Below are 15,004 nucleotides of genomic sequence, written 5' to 3' on the forward strand. Positions count from 1 at the left end.
ACAGCATTCATTAGGGTTTCCCCCAAAAGCGCTGCTTAACACCCGCCCCAACACTCCCGGGTGGGTACACCCCCACCACGGGGAGGTCGCACACGGCGGCGCTAGCCGAGCTCCTTGGCCTTATCGGAGCAGGCCTCTGCCGCGCGGTAGAACGCGCCGCGCAGGCCGGACTCCTCCAGCTCGCGGACGGCGGCCGCGGTGGTGCCGCCCGGCGAGGTTACGCCAGCGCGCAGCTGGGTGGCCGAGCGGCCGGAGCTAGCCAGCATCTCACCAGAGCCGGCTGCGGCCTGGGCGGCAAGCTTCTCGGCGACGTCGCGGGGAAGGCCGAGCTGCACGCCGGCATCGACAAGCGCTTCTGCCACAAGGAAGAAATAGGCCGGGGAGGATCCCGCCAGTGCGGTGGCGGCGTCGATATTCTTCTCCGGGATGACCGCAACCTCGCCGACGGCCTCCAGCAGCTCGCGCACGCCGTCCATCTGGGCGTCGCTCACGTGCTCACCGGCCGCGCAGGTGCACATGCCGCGGCGCACCAACATGGGGGTATTGGGCATAACGCGCACCACCGGCACACCTTCGCCCGCCGCACCCTGCAGCTGCTCTAGCGTCAGGCCCGCGGCCATGGACACGACCACGGCATCCTTGGCCGGCTCAAGGCCTTCGAGCAGGTCCAGGATGGCGTAGGGCTTTACGCACGCGAAGATATAGTCCGCGCCGTCCACCGCCGCCGCATTATCGCTGGTGGTGGCAACGCCATAGGCATCCTGAAGTTCCTTGCTGCGGGATTCGGTGCGGTTGGTGACCGTGATATCCGAGCCCGCAAAGCCCGATGCTACGAGTCCCGAGGTCAAAGCCTCACCGATTTGTCCGCCGCCTAAAATTGCAATCTTTGTCATAGTCTCCACCATGCCAAAAATGCGGAACCCCGGCTACCACGTGGGGTAACCGGGGCGTCGACAAGCGAGGGGCTTAGAGCATAACCAACAGCAGCGGGCCGAAGGTCAGGATAAGGCCGGTAAAGCCGGCCAGGAACATGGAGAACCCATCGCGCGCGGTGCGCAGGGCGTGCGTCACGCCCACCATAATTGCGGTGACGCACAGCGCCAGGATGGCGACGACTAGGCGCGGGAAGCTATCCCACAGAATCTCAAAGCCCTTGAAGATGACAATCGCCAGCAGGATGCCCGCGACAATCATCAGCAGGATGGACACTGGGTTGAGCTTCTCGTGCTCTTCCTCGATCCACTCTTTGTCGTCCTCGACCTTGGGCAGGTTGCCGGTTTCCTCGGCATCCTTAGCGACGCCCGCCTTCTTCGACGCCGGCACCGCCGCGGCGGCCGCTCCAGCGCCGGCTGCCGCAGCTCCCGCTCCGGCTGCCTTTGCGCCCTTGTCGGCCTTCGGCTTTTCAGCAGCGGGCTTCGCTGCGGTGATCTTGTCCGCGCTGGCCTTGTCTGCGGTCGGCTTCTCCGCTGCAGGCTTGGCCGTACCTGCCTTCGCCGCGGCAGGCTTGGTGGCAGCAGACTTGGCGTCGTCCGTCTTCGCCTTATCCACGCGCTGGATTACCGCGGTGTCATCGGCAGAAGGCTGCTTCTTCTTTGCGGTGGGCTGTGCAGCCGATGGGGCGGACGCGGCCGGCTGTGCGGTCTGCGCTGGCTTGGCGGCAGCCTTGGCTGCGGGCTTGTCCGCAGATTTAGGAGCAGCCTTTGGTTCTGCCTTTGCGGCGGTCTTCGGTGCAGCCTTCGGCGCGGCAGGCTGAGCAGCGGTCGTGGCTGCGGACTGAGAAGCAGGCTTGTCGGCGGACTTCTTTGCGGAGTCGGCATCGGTCGCGTCGGCAGCCTTGGGGGCGCGGATGACGGGGGCACCCTCGTCGATGGAGACGGAGGTGTGCTTGGCCTCGGCAGGCGAAGCCTCGACCTTCTTGAGGTTGCCGGTTAGCTCGGCAACGGAGATGCCGCCTTCATCGAGGCTGCGGCGGTGGCGGCGCGAACGCTTTTCGTCCTTGCCGCCCTTCTCGCCGCGGGCCTTTTTATCGCGAGCCAGCAGCTCTGCCACGGTCAACTTGTTCTTGTCAGCCATGATCTCTTCCTATTCCAATCCCTTGTCGGTCCGGCGCAAAATGACGCCCTCACGCAGCGCCCACGGGCAGATTTCCAGCTTCTCGATGTCCAAGGCTCGCATGGATGCCTCGGCTACCAGAGCGCCGGCAACGATTTGGTGCGATCGGTTAGAACTTACACCTTCTAGGTCCGCTCTGTCTGCCGCAGTCATGCGAGAGATGAAGGAAATTAACTGGCGCAGACCCGGTGCAGTCAACGTGCGCTTGACGTATGGGCCGGCAGACGAAGGTGCGGCGCCGGTCAGGCGGGCCAGCGTACGGAAGGTTTTGGAGGTACCCACGGCAAGGCCAGCGGGGCCCATAGCCTTCATCTGCTGGGCGGCGTCCTCAAGCTCCGCATCAATAAAATCGCGCAGCGCGCTTACCTTTTTCTTCTCTGGCGGGTCGGTGTCGAACCAATTATGGGTCAACCGGCCAGCGCCCAGGTCGAGGGAGAAGGCAAGGTCGGGGTGCTCGTCGGTACCGGTGGACAGCTCTAGCGAGCCGCCGCCGATGTCCAGGTTGGTAATGCGGCCGGCGGACCAGCCGTACCAGCGGCGCGCGGAGAGGAAGGTCAGTTGGGCTTCTTCCACGCCGGAGAGGATCTGCAGGCGTACGCCGGTCTGCTTTTCCACCTCATCGAGCACGGCCTCGGAATTGGGTGCAGAGCGCACCGCCGAGGTAGCAAAGGCGATAAATTCCGCGCAGCCCAGCTTATCGCCCAGCTCGCTCGCCTCCGCTACGGCGCTGACCAGCTTCTTTACACCCTTTTCATGGATGTTGCCCTTCTTGTCCAGCTGTTCTACCAGCCGGAGCGGGGTCTTCCAATCGCTCATCGGAGTGGGCCGCCCGCCCGTCGCGGCATCGACCGCAACGAGGTGGACGGTATTGCTTCCGACGTCTAATACACCTAATCGCACACTAATAGCGTAGTAGGTCTACCGTGGTTAGGTGTGAATCGCCCAAAATCTGACACGGTATACCTAGGTTTTCCCGCGAGCTCGCCCGCGGCGGCGTCGATAAGAGCGGGCCGCGAAGAGGCCCCCGATTTCCCGCGGGAGTGGTTCGAATTTACCAACCCGAACGACCCGCACCACGTCTTTTCTATCGACCTAACATGGGTGGAATCGCACTACAGCTGCCAATTTGGGACGTCGGCATGCCGGGGCATCGATAAGAGCCAGCCCGAGGTGGGCTGCTGCGTGCATGGCGCCTATATGGCCGATGAGGAAGACCGCGACCAGCTTTACGACGCCGTCTCGCGCATGCCCGCCAAGTATTGGCAGCTGCGCCCAGCGGGGGTAGATGAGTTCCTCGCGCAGGACGCTACGGACGAGTTGGAGCCATGGCTAGAGTGGGACGAGCTCGACGGCGAGGACGGCGAACCGGAACCGGCGCTGAAGACCCCCATTGTGGATGGCGCGTGCATTTTTGCCAACCGCGCCGGCTGGGCAACGGGTACAGGCTGCGCGCTGCACCAGTGGGCTGTCGATGCCGGCGAGGAGCTCACTGTGGTCAAACCCGAGGTGTGCTGGCAGCTACCGCTGCGCCGCTACGAAGACTATGAAGAGCGCCCGGATGGCCAGGAGATTTTGCGCACGCAGATCGGCGAGTATGACCGTCGCGGTTGGGGCAATGGCGGCGAAGACTTTGATTGGTATTGCTCGGCCGATGCCGCCTGCCACGCCAACCCGCTGCCGATGTGGCAATCGCACGAGGACGAGCTGGTAGCGCTCATGGGCCGAGAGTCCTATGAGATTTTGGCCGCGCACTGCAAGGCCCGCGCCGCGGCGGCCGAGCACGGCGTCCAGCTCACGCAGCACCCGGCCAGCGTGAAGGCCGGGAGCCTGCAGGCAGGAAGCCAGCAGACGGGGAGCTAGAGCTCGAATTTATAGCCTAGGCCGCGCACCGTAACCAGGTGCTTCGGGCGGGAGGGCTGCTCCTCGATCTTGGAGCGCAGGCGCTTGACGTGGACATCGAGCGTCTTGGTGTCGCCAACATAATCAGCGCCCCAGATGCGGTCAATGAGCTGGCCGCGGGTAAGTACGCGGCCGGCGTTGCGCAGCAGGTACTCCAGGAGGTCGAATTCCTTGAGCGGCATGGATACCGGCTCATCCGCAACGGTAACGGTGTGGCGTTCCACGTCCATCTTGACGCGGCCGCCCTCGAGGATCTGCTCGGCTACGTCTTCCTCCGCCTCGGTATCGGCACCGGGGCCGGAATCGTGGCCGCGGCGCAGCACCGCGCGGATGCGGGCGATGAGTTCGCGGGAGGAATAGGGCTTGGTCACGTAATCATCGGCGCCCAGCTCGAGGCCGACGACCTTGTCGATCTCGGAATCGCGCGCGGTCACCATGATGACCGGCACGGACGAGGTGGTGCGCAGCTGCTTGCATACCTCGGTGCCTGACATGCCGGGCAGCATGAGGTCTAGAAGGACGATATCGATGTCGTTAGCGGCAAACTTTTCCAGCGCCGTAGGGCCATCGTGCGCGATGATCGGCTCGAAGCCCTCCTTGCGGAGGAGGAATGCCAGCGGATCTGCCAGCGACTCTTCATCTTCAACGATGAGGATGGTGGTCATTGTGCTTTATCCTTTCGACGTGCTGCGACGCGTGCTACTGCACGCGGGAGCCCAGGCGCCGCCGCAGTGACGGCATCCTTTTTCTCATTATCCTTCATGCCAGCATCCTGCGCTGGCTTTTCTTCTCTGTAGATAGGCAACTCAATAGTGAATGTAGAACCCGTACCGGGCCGGGACCACAGTTTGATGTTGCCGCCATGGTTGGCCACCACGTGTTTAACAATTGCTAATCCTAGGCCAGTGCCTCCGGTCTGCCGCGACCGGGCTTGGTCTACGCGGAAGAAGCGCTCAAAAACACGTTTTTGATCATCCGGTGCGATACCGATGCCGCGGTCGGTGACGCGGATGAGCACGACCCCACCGTCCACGACTTTTTGGGAGACCGATACCGGCATCTTCTCCGGCGAATAGTTAATCGCGTTGGAGATGAGGTTAGATAGTGCGGTAACCAGCAGGGACCTATCTCCTTTGACCTGCACGCCGGCGGAGGCGCCCCGGTTGAGCTCGATGGAGCGGGCCTCCGCAGCCAGTTGGTTGCGCGAGAGTGCTTCCTCGATGAGGTCATCGACTGCCAACGGTTCCATCTCTGGCAGCGCCTCAGCGCCTTGCAGCTTGGACAAGGAAATAAGCTCGCTGACCATATCGGCCATGCGGTTGGCTTCCTTGTAAACCTTATTGCCAAAGTACTCCACGGTTTCCTGGTCACCGGGGTCTTGCAGCAGGGCCTCGGCCAGCAGGGCAATGCCGCCGACGGGGGTCTTGAGCTCGTGGGAAACGTTTGCCACGAAATCGCGGCGGGCGGATTCCATGCGGACGTTTTCGCTCTCATCGGTGCCGTAGATGATGACAAAGCGGCCGTCGTTAAGCGTCAGCGGCTTAATAACCGCCTTGAACTGGGTGACGCGGTGGCCCGTGCGGCGCTTGGGAATGGCCAGATCGACGGTGCGGGTCTCCTTGTCCTCGAAGACCTCCTGCGCGGTCTGCCACACGTCCGGGTTCACGGCGCGATCATGCACCAGGGACATCTCGTGGGCGGCGGGATTGGACATGACGATTTCTTGGCTGCGGTCCAGCACCGCCAGGGCCGTCGGCGAGCCCTGCACGGCCAAGTGCAGTACCTGGCTGACCGTCGTGACCTGGTTGGCCTCGGCATCGGTGGCTTGGCGGTAGTGCGCAATGCGCCCGCGCAGCCAAGAAATCGCCGGCAGCGCCAACCCGCAGGCCACCACGCCGGCAACGAAGGAAAGAATCAATTCCACGTGTCTACCCTATCCACCACAAAGTCCCCAGGGAATACTCCCCGGGGACTGTGGCGCAGTTTCTTACTTACCGCCCTGCGCAGCAACGGCAGCGGTACCGGCAGCGGCGGCTTCCGGATCCAGGTAGGTGCCACCTGGGTTTACTACGGAGCCGTCCTCGGTGATCTCATACACCAGCGGGATGCCGGTCGGGATATTCAGGCCGGCAATATCGTCATCGGAAATATTGTCCAGGTGCTTAACCAGAGCGCGCAGGGAATTGCCGTGTGCGGCGATGAGCACGGTCTCGCCCTTCTTGGCGCGTGGGAGGATTTCCTCCTCGAAGTACGGCACGAAGCGGGCGACGACGTCCTTCAGGCACTCGGTCTGCGGGACCTTGTCCAGGTCCGCGTAGCGCGGGTCATTGGTCTGGGCGTACTCGGAGTCATCGGCCAGCTCCGGCGGGCGCGTGTCATAGGAGCGGCGCCATGCCATGAACTTTTCCTCGCCGTATTCTTCCTTGGTCTCGGCCTTGTTCAGGCCCTGCAGAGCGCCGTAGTGGCGCTCGTTGAGGCGCCAATCGCGCACCACTGGGATCCAGTGGCGGTCGGCGGCGTTGAGTGCGATATTTGCGGTACGGATAGCGCGGCGCAGAAGAGAGGTATAGAGGACATCGGGCAGAACGCCTTCCTGCGCGAGCAGCTCACCGCCGCGCTTGGCTTCCGCCTCGCCCTTTTCGGTCAGATCTACATCAACCCAGCCAGTGAACTGGTTGGACTCGTTCCACTTGGATTGGCCATGGCGAAGAAGAATCAGTTTTCCGTTAGTCATGCCTCCAGCATGCCACGAAATTATTACCGGCGTCGGGGTTTAATCCCCAATCGCCCGCCGTTGATGGCAATCCGGGACCTCGATGCGGCTGGCCTCGTCATAGATTTCTGCGAGCGCGGCGGCGGAGCTGGCCCAGCTAAAGCGCGCGGCGTGGGCGACGGCGGCTTCGCCCATGGCGATGCGCATGGGGTCGTCGTCAAGCAGGCGGGCTAGAGCATCGGCCCAATCAGACGGATCATGCGAGTGCACCAGCAGGCCAGTCTCCCCGTCCGCTACGGCGATGGGCAGCCCGCCGACGGCCGCGGCTACCACCGGTGTGCCAGAGGCCTGGGCCTCCAGCGACACTAGGCCGAAGGACTCGTTATAGCTAGGCACCGCCACGATATCGGCCGCGCGGTAGACCCCCACCAGCTCCTCTGGCGGGCGGGCGCCCAAGAAGCGCACGCGCTTATCGACGCCCAACTCGCGCGCCAATTCCCTATAGGCCTCCGGCGCCGTATTGGCCCCCGACGGGCCGCCACAAATGACCACGCGCAGGTTGCGGGTCGGTTCGCGGCGGAAGAGCTCGGCCGTGGCGCGAATGAGGACCTCTGGCCCCTTGAATTTTTGCAGGCGCCCCACAAAGGCCACCACCTTGGTGTGCAGTGGAATGCCCAGCTCGCGGCGGGAGCGCTCCGTATTGCGGTCCGTGCCCGGGGTAAAAAGCTCGACGTCAGCGCCGGGCGAGACCACGCGAATGATGTCGCACTCGGCGTCGTAGTGCTCGGCTAGGTCGCGGGCCTCCTGCTCGGTATTGACCACGAGCAGGTCCGCGTTATCCACCAGCTGCTGCTCGCAGATGCGGCGGGCCTCGGACTCCAAGGTGTCATCCGCGGTCCGGGAGGCGTTTTTCACCGCGGCGAGGGTATGGGCCGTGTGGATGAGCGGGATGCCCCAGAGATCCCGCAGCAGCCAGCCCACCTGGCCGGAGAGCCAATAGTGGGAGTGAATAAGGTCATATTTCTTGCCCTGCCACTTGGCAAATTGCACCATGCCGCCCGCGAAAGCGGCCAGCTGGGTGGGCAGATCCTCTTTATCCAGGCCCTCATACGGACCGGCGACGATATTAATAACGCGCAGGTGGGGCTCAACCTCAATGATTTCGCCCTGGCTAGGCCGGGTAGCGCGAGTGTAGACGTCCACCTCGATTCCCCGGCGGGCTAGTTGGCGGGCGATATTGAGGACGTAGACGTTCATACCGCCGGCGTCCCCCGAGCCGGGCTGCTCAATGGGGGACGTATGCATAGAGATCATGGCGATGCGCATGGCGCTCAATTCTACCGGCGCTATACTGGCCCCTGCCAGAAACCTACGCTACCGAAAGGTATAGTTTTGTCCGCATACGAATCACAGGCTTGGCTCCAGTATTACCCGGAATGGACACCGCACCACCTCGAGTATGGCGAGACCACGCTGCTGGACATTTACGACAATAATCTTGAGGTCAACGGCGATAAGCCGGCCACCTACTTTTTCGGACGCACCCAAACGTATGCGGAGCTGGACCGGCAGGTTCGCGCTGCGGCCGCTGGCCTGAAGGCCTTCGGTGTGCGCCCCGGTGACCGAGTCGCCATCGTGGCACCGAACTCGCCGCAGTACATCGCGGCGTTCTACGCCATCTTGAAGCTGGGCGCCCAGGTGGTGCTGCACAACCCGCTCTACACCGCCCACGAGCTGGAAGGGCTCTTCCAGGATCACGGCGCGCGCATCGCCATTGCCTGGGATAAGGCAGCGCCGACCTTGGAGAAGCTGCGTGCGACCACCAACCTGGAAACGGTCGTGTCCATCAACATGATCAACGCCATGCCTACCTTGCAGCGCGCCGCCCTACGCCTGCCCATCCCGCCACTGAAATCCAAGCGCGAGCAGCTATCGTCCCCGGCGCCCAATACCGTGCCGTGGGAGACCCTGGTGGGCAATGCCATCGGCGGCGACGGCAGCGATATCACCACGCCGGAGGACGTGGACAAAGACACCATCGCGCTGATTATGTACACCTCTGGCACCACCGGCGCCCCGAAGGGCGCCATGCTCTCGCACGGCAACCTGTTTTCTAACATCATGCAGGGCAAGGCGTGGGTTCCTGGCTTGGGCGATAAGCCGGAGCGTATGCTGGCCGCCCTCCCCTTCTTCCACGCCTATGGCCTAACTATGAACGTCACCCTTGCGCAGTTCATCGGCGGCGAGCTTGTCATCCTGCCTAAGCCGGATATGTCGCTCATCATGCAGTTGATGAAGAAGCACACCCCGACCTGGGTACCGGGCGTGCCGACGCTCTACGAGCGCATCGTGAAGGCCGCCGAGGATCAGGAAATCCCCATCAAGGGTGTGCGCGCGGCCTTCTCCGGTGCGTCTACCCTGCCTTCGGACACGGTCAACAAGTGGGAGAACTACACCGGCGGCCTCTTGGTGGAGGGCTATGGCCTCACGGAGTGCTCGCCGATTATTGTGGGCAACCCCATGAGCACCGACCGCCGCCCGGGCTACGTGGGCATTCCGTTCCCGGATACCCAGGTGCGCATTGCCAACCCGGATAACCTGGACGAGACCCAGCCGGACGGCGTTGAGGGCGAGGTGCTGGCCCGCGGCCCGCAGATCTTCAAGGGCTACCTCAACAATGAAGAGGCCACCGAGGCCGCTTTCCACGGCGAATGGTTCCGCACCGGTGACATGGGTGTCATGGAAGAAGACGGCTTCATCCGTCTGGTCAGCCGCATCAAGGAAATCATCATCACCGGCGGCTTCAACGTCTACCCAGGCGAGGTGGAAGAAATCCTGCGCGAGCACCCGAGCATCGATGACGTCGCCGTGGTCGGCCGCCCGCGCGAGGACGGCTCCGAGGACGTCGTGGCCTGCCTCGACCTCGCCGATGGCGCCGCCTTGGATCCGGAGGGACTCAAGGACTACTGCCGCGAGCGCCTGACCCGCTACAAGGTCCCGCGCACCTTCTATCACTTTGAGGAGCTGGCCAAGGACCAGATGGGCAAGATCCGCCGCCGCGAGGTCCAGGCAGACCTCATCCGCCGCCTCGAGGCCGAACAGAATTAACATGTTCCGCCTTATCGATAGCCCCCTCGGACCCCTGTGCTTGCAGGCGAGCCCGCGGGGGCTTTCCCGCGTCGACATCACTGCGGCCAGCACCCCGCAGGAAGCGGTGGGCGGTGTGGATGAAGGGGGCGTCGATAAGCGCAGCGCGGACGTGCTCGACGCCGCCCAGGCACAGCTCGCGGAGTATTTCGCCGGCCAGCGCCACGCCTTCGAGTTACGCCTCGACCCGCCTGCGACGACCGACTTTCGCGCCGCAGTGCATGCGCAACTGGCCGAGATTGGCTATGGGGAGACGGTCACCTACCGCGACGTCGCCAAGCTGCTGGGCCGGCCCGGCGCGACGCGGGCCGTGGGCAGTGCGTGCGGCGCCAATCCCCTGCTCATCGTGCGACCATGCCACCGTGTGCTGCGCAGCGACGGCGGGCTCGGTGGCTATGCGGGTGGTCTGGATGCCAAACGTTTTTTGCTGACACTAGAAGAAAACTAGAGGGATTCCTCATATTTGGATATGCTATCCCCTCAGAAATAGTTTTTGTAGCCAAACGAAAGGTTTTCCGCGTGTCCGCTTCCCCCTCCCGAGCCTGGCTCGAGCACTACAGCGATTGGACCCCACACACGCTGGACTATGGCGATAAAACCATCGTCGACTACTACCGCAATAACCTGCGGGTCAACGCCAATAAATCCGCCACCTACTTCTTTGGAAAGACGCAGACCTACGCGGAGCTCGATACCCAGGTGCGCGCCGCGGCGGCCGGGCTCAAGGCTTTTGGCATTCGCCCCGGCGACAAGGTAGCCATCGTGCTGCCTAACTGCCCCCAGCACGTCGCGGCCTTCTACGCGGTGCAGCTGCTTGGTGCCACCGTGGTCGAACACAACCCGCTCTATACCGCCCCGGAGCTAGAAGGCTTGCTCAATGACCACGGCGCGCGCGTGGCCATCTCCTGGGATAAAACCGCCTCCACGCTAGAAAGGCTGCGCTCGACCACCCCGCTGGAGACCATCGTCTCCGTCAACATGGTCGATGCCATGCCACCGCTCAAGCGCCTCGCGCTGCGCCTACCCCTCCCGCCGCTGACCGCCAAGCGCGAACAGCTCACCAGCCCCGCGCCCAATACCGTGGAGTGGTCCACCCTCATCGGCGCGGCCATTGGCGGCGATGGCTCGGACCTCGATGTCCCTGAGATCTCCCAAGACGATATTGCGCTCATCCTCTATACCTCCGGCACCACCGGAAAGCCCAAGGGGGCACTACTCTCACACGGCAACCTCATTGCCAATGCCATTCAGGGCAAGGCCTGGGTGCCACAGATGGGCAAGAAACAAGAGCGCTTCCTCGCTGCACTGCCCATCTTCCACGCCTACGGCATGACCACGCTGTGCATCTTCAGCATCTACCTTGGCGCCGAGCTCATCCTGGTTCCCTCCCCGCAGATGCCGCTGATCATGGACATAGTGAAAAAGCGCACGCCTACCTGGCTGCCGGGCGTTCCCACGCTGTATCAGAAGATCATGGACGCGGCGGAAGAAAAGGACGTCGACTTAAGCGGCATCCGCAATGCCTTCTCCGGCGCCGCCACGCTGCCTGTAGAGATTGTGGAGCGCTGGGAGGCCATGACCGGCGGCCGGCTGGTGGAGGGCTTCGGCATGACGGAGACTTCCCCGGTACTTACGGCCAATCCCATGAACGGCAAGCACCGCCCAGGCTATGTAGGCGTGCCCTTCCCGGATACGGAGGTGCGCATTGCCAACCCTGAGAATCTGGATGAAACCCAACCCGATGGCCAACCGGGCGAGATGCTCGCGCGCGGCCCGCAGATTTTCCAGGGTTACTTCGGCAATGCCGCCGCTACCGAAAAGACCTTTCACAACGGCTGGTTCCGCACCGGTGATATGGCGCTCATGGAACCGGATGGCTATATCAAGCTGGTCAGCCGCATCAAGGAAATCATCATCACCGGCGGCTTCAACGTCTACCCCGCCGAGGTGGAAGAGGCAGTTGCCCAGCATCCCGACGTCGTGGATGTCGCCGCCGTGGGCCGCCCGCGCCAGGATGGCTCCGAGGATGTCGTCGGCTGCGTCACCCTGCGCGATGGCGCGGTACTCGATCCAGAAGGCCTGAAGGAATTCTGCCGCGAGCGCCTGACTCGCTATAAGGTGCCGCGCACCTTCTACCACTTCGAAGATTTGGCGCGCGACCACCTGGGCAAAATCCGCCGCCACCAGGTGCGCAAGGACCTACTCGAGCTGCTGGAGGCAAAGGCCTAAACTTAGCGGCTATGGCAGATATTCATTACGGCGCTACCTTGACGGATTTCCTCGCGGCGGCCGTCGCGAGGTTTCCCCAGCGCCCCGCCACCTACTTCGCTGGCCACACGCTCACCTATAGCGAGCTCGACGCCCAGGTGGCGGCCGCGGCCGGTGCCCTGCGCGAGATGGGCGTGCGCCCCGGCGACCGCGTGGCGCTCCTGCTGCCCAATTGCCCGCAGCACGTGGTGGCCTTCTTCGCCATCCTGCGCCTGGGCGCGGTGGTGGTGGAGCACAATCCGCGCTATACCTCGCACGAGCTCACCCCGCTGCTCGCCCACCATGGCGCCCGCGTGGCGATTGCCTGGGAGGACATCGCCCCCACCGTTTCTGCGCAGGTAGAGACCACCATTACCGTTTCCCTCACCGAGCCACTTCCCCTCAGCGGCACCCCGGTGGAACCGCACCCTGCCGCGCTTGCCGACGCCGCCCTTATCCTCTACACCTCCGGCACCACCGCCCGCCCCAAGGGCGTGGCCTTAACCCACGGCAACCTCGCGGCCAACTGCCTGCAGCTGGAAACCCAGGCCCCGCTGCGCGCCGGACACGAGCGCTTTCTAGCCGCGCTGCCCATGTTCCATTCCTATGGACTGACGATGAGCGTGTTGCTCGCGGTACGCTGCGCGGCCGAGATCATCCTGCTGCCTGCCCCACACACCGACGCGGTGACCAAGGCGCTTGCCGCCCGCCGCCCCACCTGGATGCCGGGCGTGCCCACCATCTACGAGCGCGCCATGGTGGCCACTCCCGCGGCCGCAGACACAGCCGCGTCCGACGCGCCCGCGGATCTTGGCGGGGTGCGCTACTCCATCTCAGGCGCGGCCTCGCTTCCCTCGCGCATCATCGAGCCATGGGAGGCGCGCACCGGCGGCATGCTGGTGGAAGGCTATGGGCTTACGGAGACCTCGCCCGTACTGACTATCAACCCCCTCGATGAGACCCGGCGCGCCGGCACCATCGGTCTGCCGCTGCCGGATACGCAGCTGCGCATCGGCGATCCTCACGACCTCAGCCGCACCCAGCCGGATGGCGAGCCCGGCGAGATCCTCGCCCGCGGCCCGCAAGTCTTTAGCGGCTACCTTGCCGACGCCCCCGCCACCGCCGCCGCCTTCCATGACGGCTGGTTCCGCACCGGGGACATGGGCGTGCGCGAGCCTGACGGCCATATCCGTTTGGTGGGCCGCATCAAGGAAATCATCATCACCGGTGGTTTCAATGTCTATCCCGGCGAGGTCGAGGAGGCTTTAACCTCCCATCCTGATATCGCCCAAGCCGCGGTCGTGGGCATTCCTCGCTCCGATGGTTCTGAGGATGTAGCCGCCTGCGTAGTCCTTGCCCCCGGCGCGCAGCTCGACGAGTCCGCCTTGCGCGACCATTGCCGTGGGTTGGTGGCGCGCTATAAGGTCCCGCAGCGCTTCTTTGCCATGGATGAGCTCGCCGGCGATCAGCTGGGCAAGCTGCGCCGCCGCGATGTCCAGCGCGATCTCCTCGCGCTGCTCAACCAGGGCTAGCTTTCTTCCCGCTCTCCCCGGCGCACCGCCTGTTGGTAGATGCGCTCAGAACGCTTCTCAAGGTCGTGCTGGGCGCGGGCTTGGGACTTAGCGGCGGCGTCGGAACGCGGCGGGGCCTGGATATGACGCGCGGCGTGCAGGCCCAGTTGCAGCTCCTTGGCGCGCAGGATTTCCGCATCGATCTTGATGCCTAAAATGAGCATCGTATTAGATAGCCACACGGCCATGAATACGGCCATAATGAGGCTGAAGGCGCCGTACACGCTGGCACCGGCAAAGCGCTGGGCATACAGCGCAAATGCTCCCCACACCACCACATTGGTGCTAAGCGCCACCACGGAGCCGAGGGTTATCCACCGAAAGCGCGCCGGCCGCACGTTCGGGGAAAAGTGATACAAGATAGCGATCAAGCTCAGCACGATCACCACGGTGAGTGGGAAGCGCAGCCAATTCCACACCGGCATGAAGATTCCGCCCAAAAAGTCCGCGGTGCCCTGCATCTCCAACTTGCCCGCGAGCGGATCGATAACGCCGCTCACGATGGTATCGCGCAGCAGGTTAGCAAAGAGGACGATGACCGCACCGATGACGAGAACAATGGTCAGCCCCCACATCAGCGCCCAGGTGCGGATGATTCCACGGCCTTCCACTCGCCCATAGACGGTATTGGCCGTGCGCGAGAAGGCGCGCACATAGGCCGAGGCGGCAAAGAGCGAAATCAGCACGGATACCACCAGCGCGAAGGTACCTTGCGCCGTGGAACCAATGATGGAGCCAACCAATTTCTCGGCCTGCTCCGTCATGGAACTGGGCACGTAGTCCGCAATGAATTGCGAGGTTAATTCGTGCACCTCGGCACGCCGCGAGGAGAAAATGAGCGTGGCGATGGAATAGGCGGCCAGCACCGTGGGGGCAAAGGCCATGAGCGTGAAGTACGTCATCGTGGCCGCACGATCCATCAAGGCATCATGGAAGAAATCGGCCCACACGCGGCGCACCACCAGCCCCCAGCTTTCCTTACGCAAGCGGTTGCCGCGGGCCAGGGGATCTACTTCCTCGGTATGGCCCGCAATCTTGACCACGGTGGGCGCGGTGCTGGGCACGATCTTATCCGCCCCCTCGTACTCGGATTCGCTCACCGGAGTGGCCGCGGCGCTCGACGGAGTGCCGGCAGGCTGGCGGCCGGCGGGCTGCTCGCCGGCGGGCCGCTCACCGTCAGGCTGTACGGCAGAAGGCAAGTCCCCAGGGGTGCGTGCGGCGCCGGGGGCCTCGGCGGCGTCGTCCAGAGTGCTCATATTATCCCAGCGTATGCGGTAAAGAATCTATTTCAGGAAGTGACACTCAACCGTGATTA

13 protein-coding genes are annotated in these 15,004 nt (G+C 63.7%); 5 read left to right on the top strand and 8 right to left on the bottom strand.

The window, feature by feature from the left end; translation table 11 throughout:
• Window positions 1–101: 101 nt before the first annotated feature.
• The 3 genes from proC to MHY08_RS08440 all read right to left on the bottom strand — a co-directional run bounded on the left by proC (window position 102) and on the right by MHY08_RS08440 (window position 3,012).
• The gene (proC, locus tag MHY08_RS08430; RefSeq protein ID WP_005327218.1) at window positions 102–893 is read right to left on the bottom strand and encodes a pyrroline-5-carboxylate reductase; all 792 of its coding nucleotides are present in this window, start codon (window positions 891–893) and stop codon (window positions 102–104) included.
• 73 nt (window positions 894–966) lie between these two features.
• Window positions 967–2,073, bottom strand: coding sequence for a tripartite tricarboxylate transporter TctB family protein (locus tag MHY08_RS08435; protein WP_239236255.1), 1,107 nt, complete (start codon window positions 2,071–2,073; stop codon window positions 967–969).
• A 9-nt stretch (window positions 2,074–2,082) separates the two neighbouring features.
• A complete protein-coding gene (locus MHY08_RS08440; protein ID WP_239193825.1) occupies window positions 2,083–3,012 on the bottom strand; it encodes a Ppx/GppA phosphatase family protein in 930 nt (309 codons plus the stop codon).
• A 33-nt stretch (window positions 3,013–3,045) separates the two neighbouring features.
• Here MHY08_RS08440 and MHY08_RS08445 point away from each other — a divergent pair, with 33 nt between their 5' ends.
• Window positions 3,046–3,972: a hypothetical protein gene (locus MHY08_RS08445; RefSeq protein WP_239236256.1), complete on the top strand. Its 927-nt coding sequence runs from the start codon at window positions 3,046–3,048 to the stop codon at window positions 3,970–3,972.
• Here MHY08_RS08445 and MHY08_RS08450 read toward each other — a convergent pair.
• The 4 genes from MHY08_RS08450 to mshA all read right to left on the bottom strand — a co-directional run bounded on the left by MHY08_RS08450 (window position 3,969) and on the right by mshA (window position 8,050).
• Window positions 3,969–4,676 (bottom strand): response regulator transcription factor, encoded by a 708-nt coding sequence (locus MHY08_RS08450; protein WP_204610356.1) that lies wholly within the window; start codon window positions 4,674–4,676, stop codon window positions 3,969–3,971. The two genes, MHY08_RS08445 and MHY08_RS08450, sit on opposite strands and share 4 nt — an antisense overlap.
• Window positions 4,673–5,935, bottom strand: coding sequence for a cell wall metabolism sensor histidine kinase WalK (locus tag MHY08_RS08455; RefSeq protein ID WP_204610358.1), 1,263 nt, complete (start codon window positions 5,933–5,935; stop codon window positions 4,673–4,675). Before MHY08_RS08455 ends, MHY08_RS08450 begins: the two co-directional genes overlap by 4 nt.
• Before the next feature lie 63 nt (window positions 5,936–5,998).
• Entirely contained in the window at window positions 5,999–6,745 is a 747-nt protein-coding gene (locus MHY08_RS08460; protein ID WP_239230466.1) for a phosphoglyceromutase, read from the bottom strand.
• Between the two features lie 39 nt (window positions 6,746–6,784).
• A complete protein-coding gene (gene mshA / locus MHY08_RS08465) occupies window positions 6,785–8,050 on the bottom strand; it encodes a D-inositol-3-phosphate glycosyltransferase (RefSeq protein ID WP_239236258.1) in 1,266 nt (421 codons plus the stop codon).
• 66 nt (window positions 8,051–8,116) lie between these two features.
• Between mshA and MHY08_RS08470 the strand changes: the two genes are divergently transcribed.
• The 4 genes from MHY08_RS08470 to MHY08_RS08485 all read left to right on the top strand — a co-directional run bounded on the left by MHY08_RS08470 (window position 8,117) and on the right by MHY08_RS08485 (window position 13,650).
• Complete coding sequence (locus tag MHY08_RS08470; RefSeq protein WP_239193821.1) at window positions 8,117–9,832, top strand: long-chain-fatty-acid--CoA ligase; 1,716 nt, start codon at window positions 8,117–8,119, stop codon at window positions 9,830–9,832.
• A 1-nt stretch (window position 9,833) separates the two neighbouring features.
• Window positions 9,834–10,319 (top strand): methylated-DNA--[protein]-cysteine S-methyltransferase, encoded by a 486-nt coding sequence (locus MHY08_RS08475; protein WP_204610366.1) that lies wholly within the window; start codon window positions 9,834–9,836, stop codon window positions 10,317–10,319.
• Window positions 10,320–10,390: 71 nt separating this feature from the next.
• Window positions 10,391–12,100 (top strand): long-chain-fatty-acid--CoA ligase, encoded by a 1,710-nt coding sequence (locus tag MHY08_RS08480; RefSeq protein ID WP_239236260.1) that lies wholly within the window; start codon window positions 10,391–10,393, stop codon window positions 12,098–12,100.
• Between the two features lie 11 nt (window positions 12,101–12,111).
• Complete coding sequence (locus MHY08_RS08485) at window positions 12,112–13,650, top strand: AMP-binding protein (RefSeq protein ID WP_239236262.1); 1,539 nt, start codon at window positions 12,112–12,114, stop codon at window positions 13,648–13,650.
• On the opposite strand, the gene MHY08_RS08490 is transcribed toward MHY08_RS08485, so the two are convergent.
• Complete coding sequence (locus MHY08_RS08490) at window positions 13,647–14,945, bottom strand: YihY/virulence factor BrkB family protein (protein WP_239236264.1); 1,299 nt, start codon at window positions 14,943–14,945, stop codon at window positions 13,647–13,649. The genes MHY08_RS08485 and MHY08_RS08490 overlap by 4 nt on opposite strands.
• Between the last annotated feature and the right edge of the window lie 59 nt (window positions 14,946–15,004).

The organism is Corynebacterium sp. ACRPJ, assembly GCF_022347345.1.
Classification (GTDB): domain Bacteria; phylum Actinomycetota; class Actinomycetes; order Mycobacteriales; family Mycobacteriaceae; genus Corynebacterium; species Corynebacterium tuberculostearicum_D.

Excerpts from the sequence above, each read along its gene's own strand:
- proC (WP_005327218.1), bottom strand. The coding sequence starts at position 893 with ATGACAAAGATTGCAATTTTAGGCGGCGGACAAATCGGTGAGGCTTTG.
- MHY08_RS08435 (WP_239236255.1), bottom strand. The coding sequence starts at position 2,073 with ATGGCTGACAAGAACAAGTTGACCGTGGCAGAGCTGCTGGCTCGCGAT.
- MHY08_RS08450 (WP_204610356.1), bottom strand. The coding sequence starts at position 4,676 with ATGACCACCATCCTCATCGTTGAAGATGAAGAGTCGCTGGCAGATCCG.
- MHY08_RS08460 (WP_239230466.1), bottom strand. The coding sequence starts at position 6,745 with ATGACTAACGGAAAACTGATTCTTCTTCGCCATGGCCAATCCAAGTGG.
- mshA (WP_239236258.1), bottom strand. The coding sequence starts at position 8,050 with ATGCGCATCGCCATGATCTCTATGCATACGTCCCCCATTGAGCAGCCC.
- MHY08_RS08475 (WP_204610366.1), top strand. The coding sequence starts at position 9,834 with ATGTTCCGCCTTATCGATAGCCCCCTCGGACCCCTGTGCTTGCAGGCG.
- MHY08_RS08485 (WP_239236262.1), top strand. The coding sequence starts at position 12,112 with ATGGCAGATATTCATTACGGCGCTACCTTGACGGATTTCCTCGCGGCG.
- MHY08_RS08490 (WP_239236264.1), bottom strand. The coding sequence starts at position 14,945 with ATGAGCACTCTGGACGACGCCGCCGAGGCCCCCGGCGCCGCACGCACC.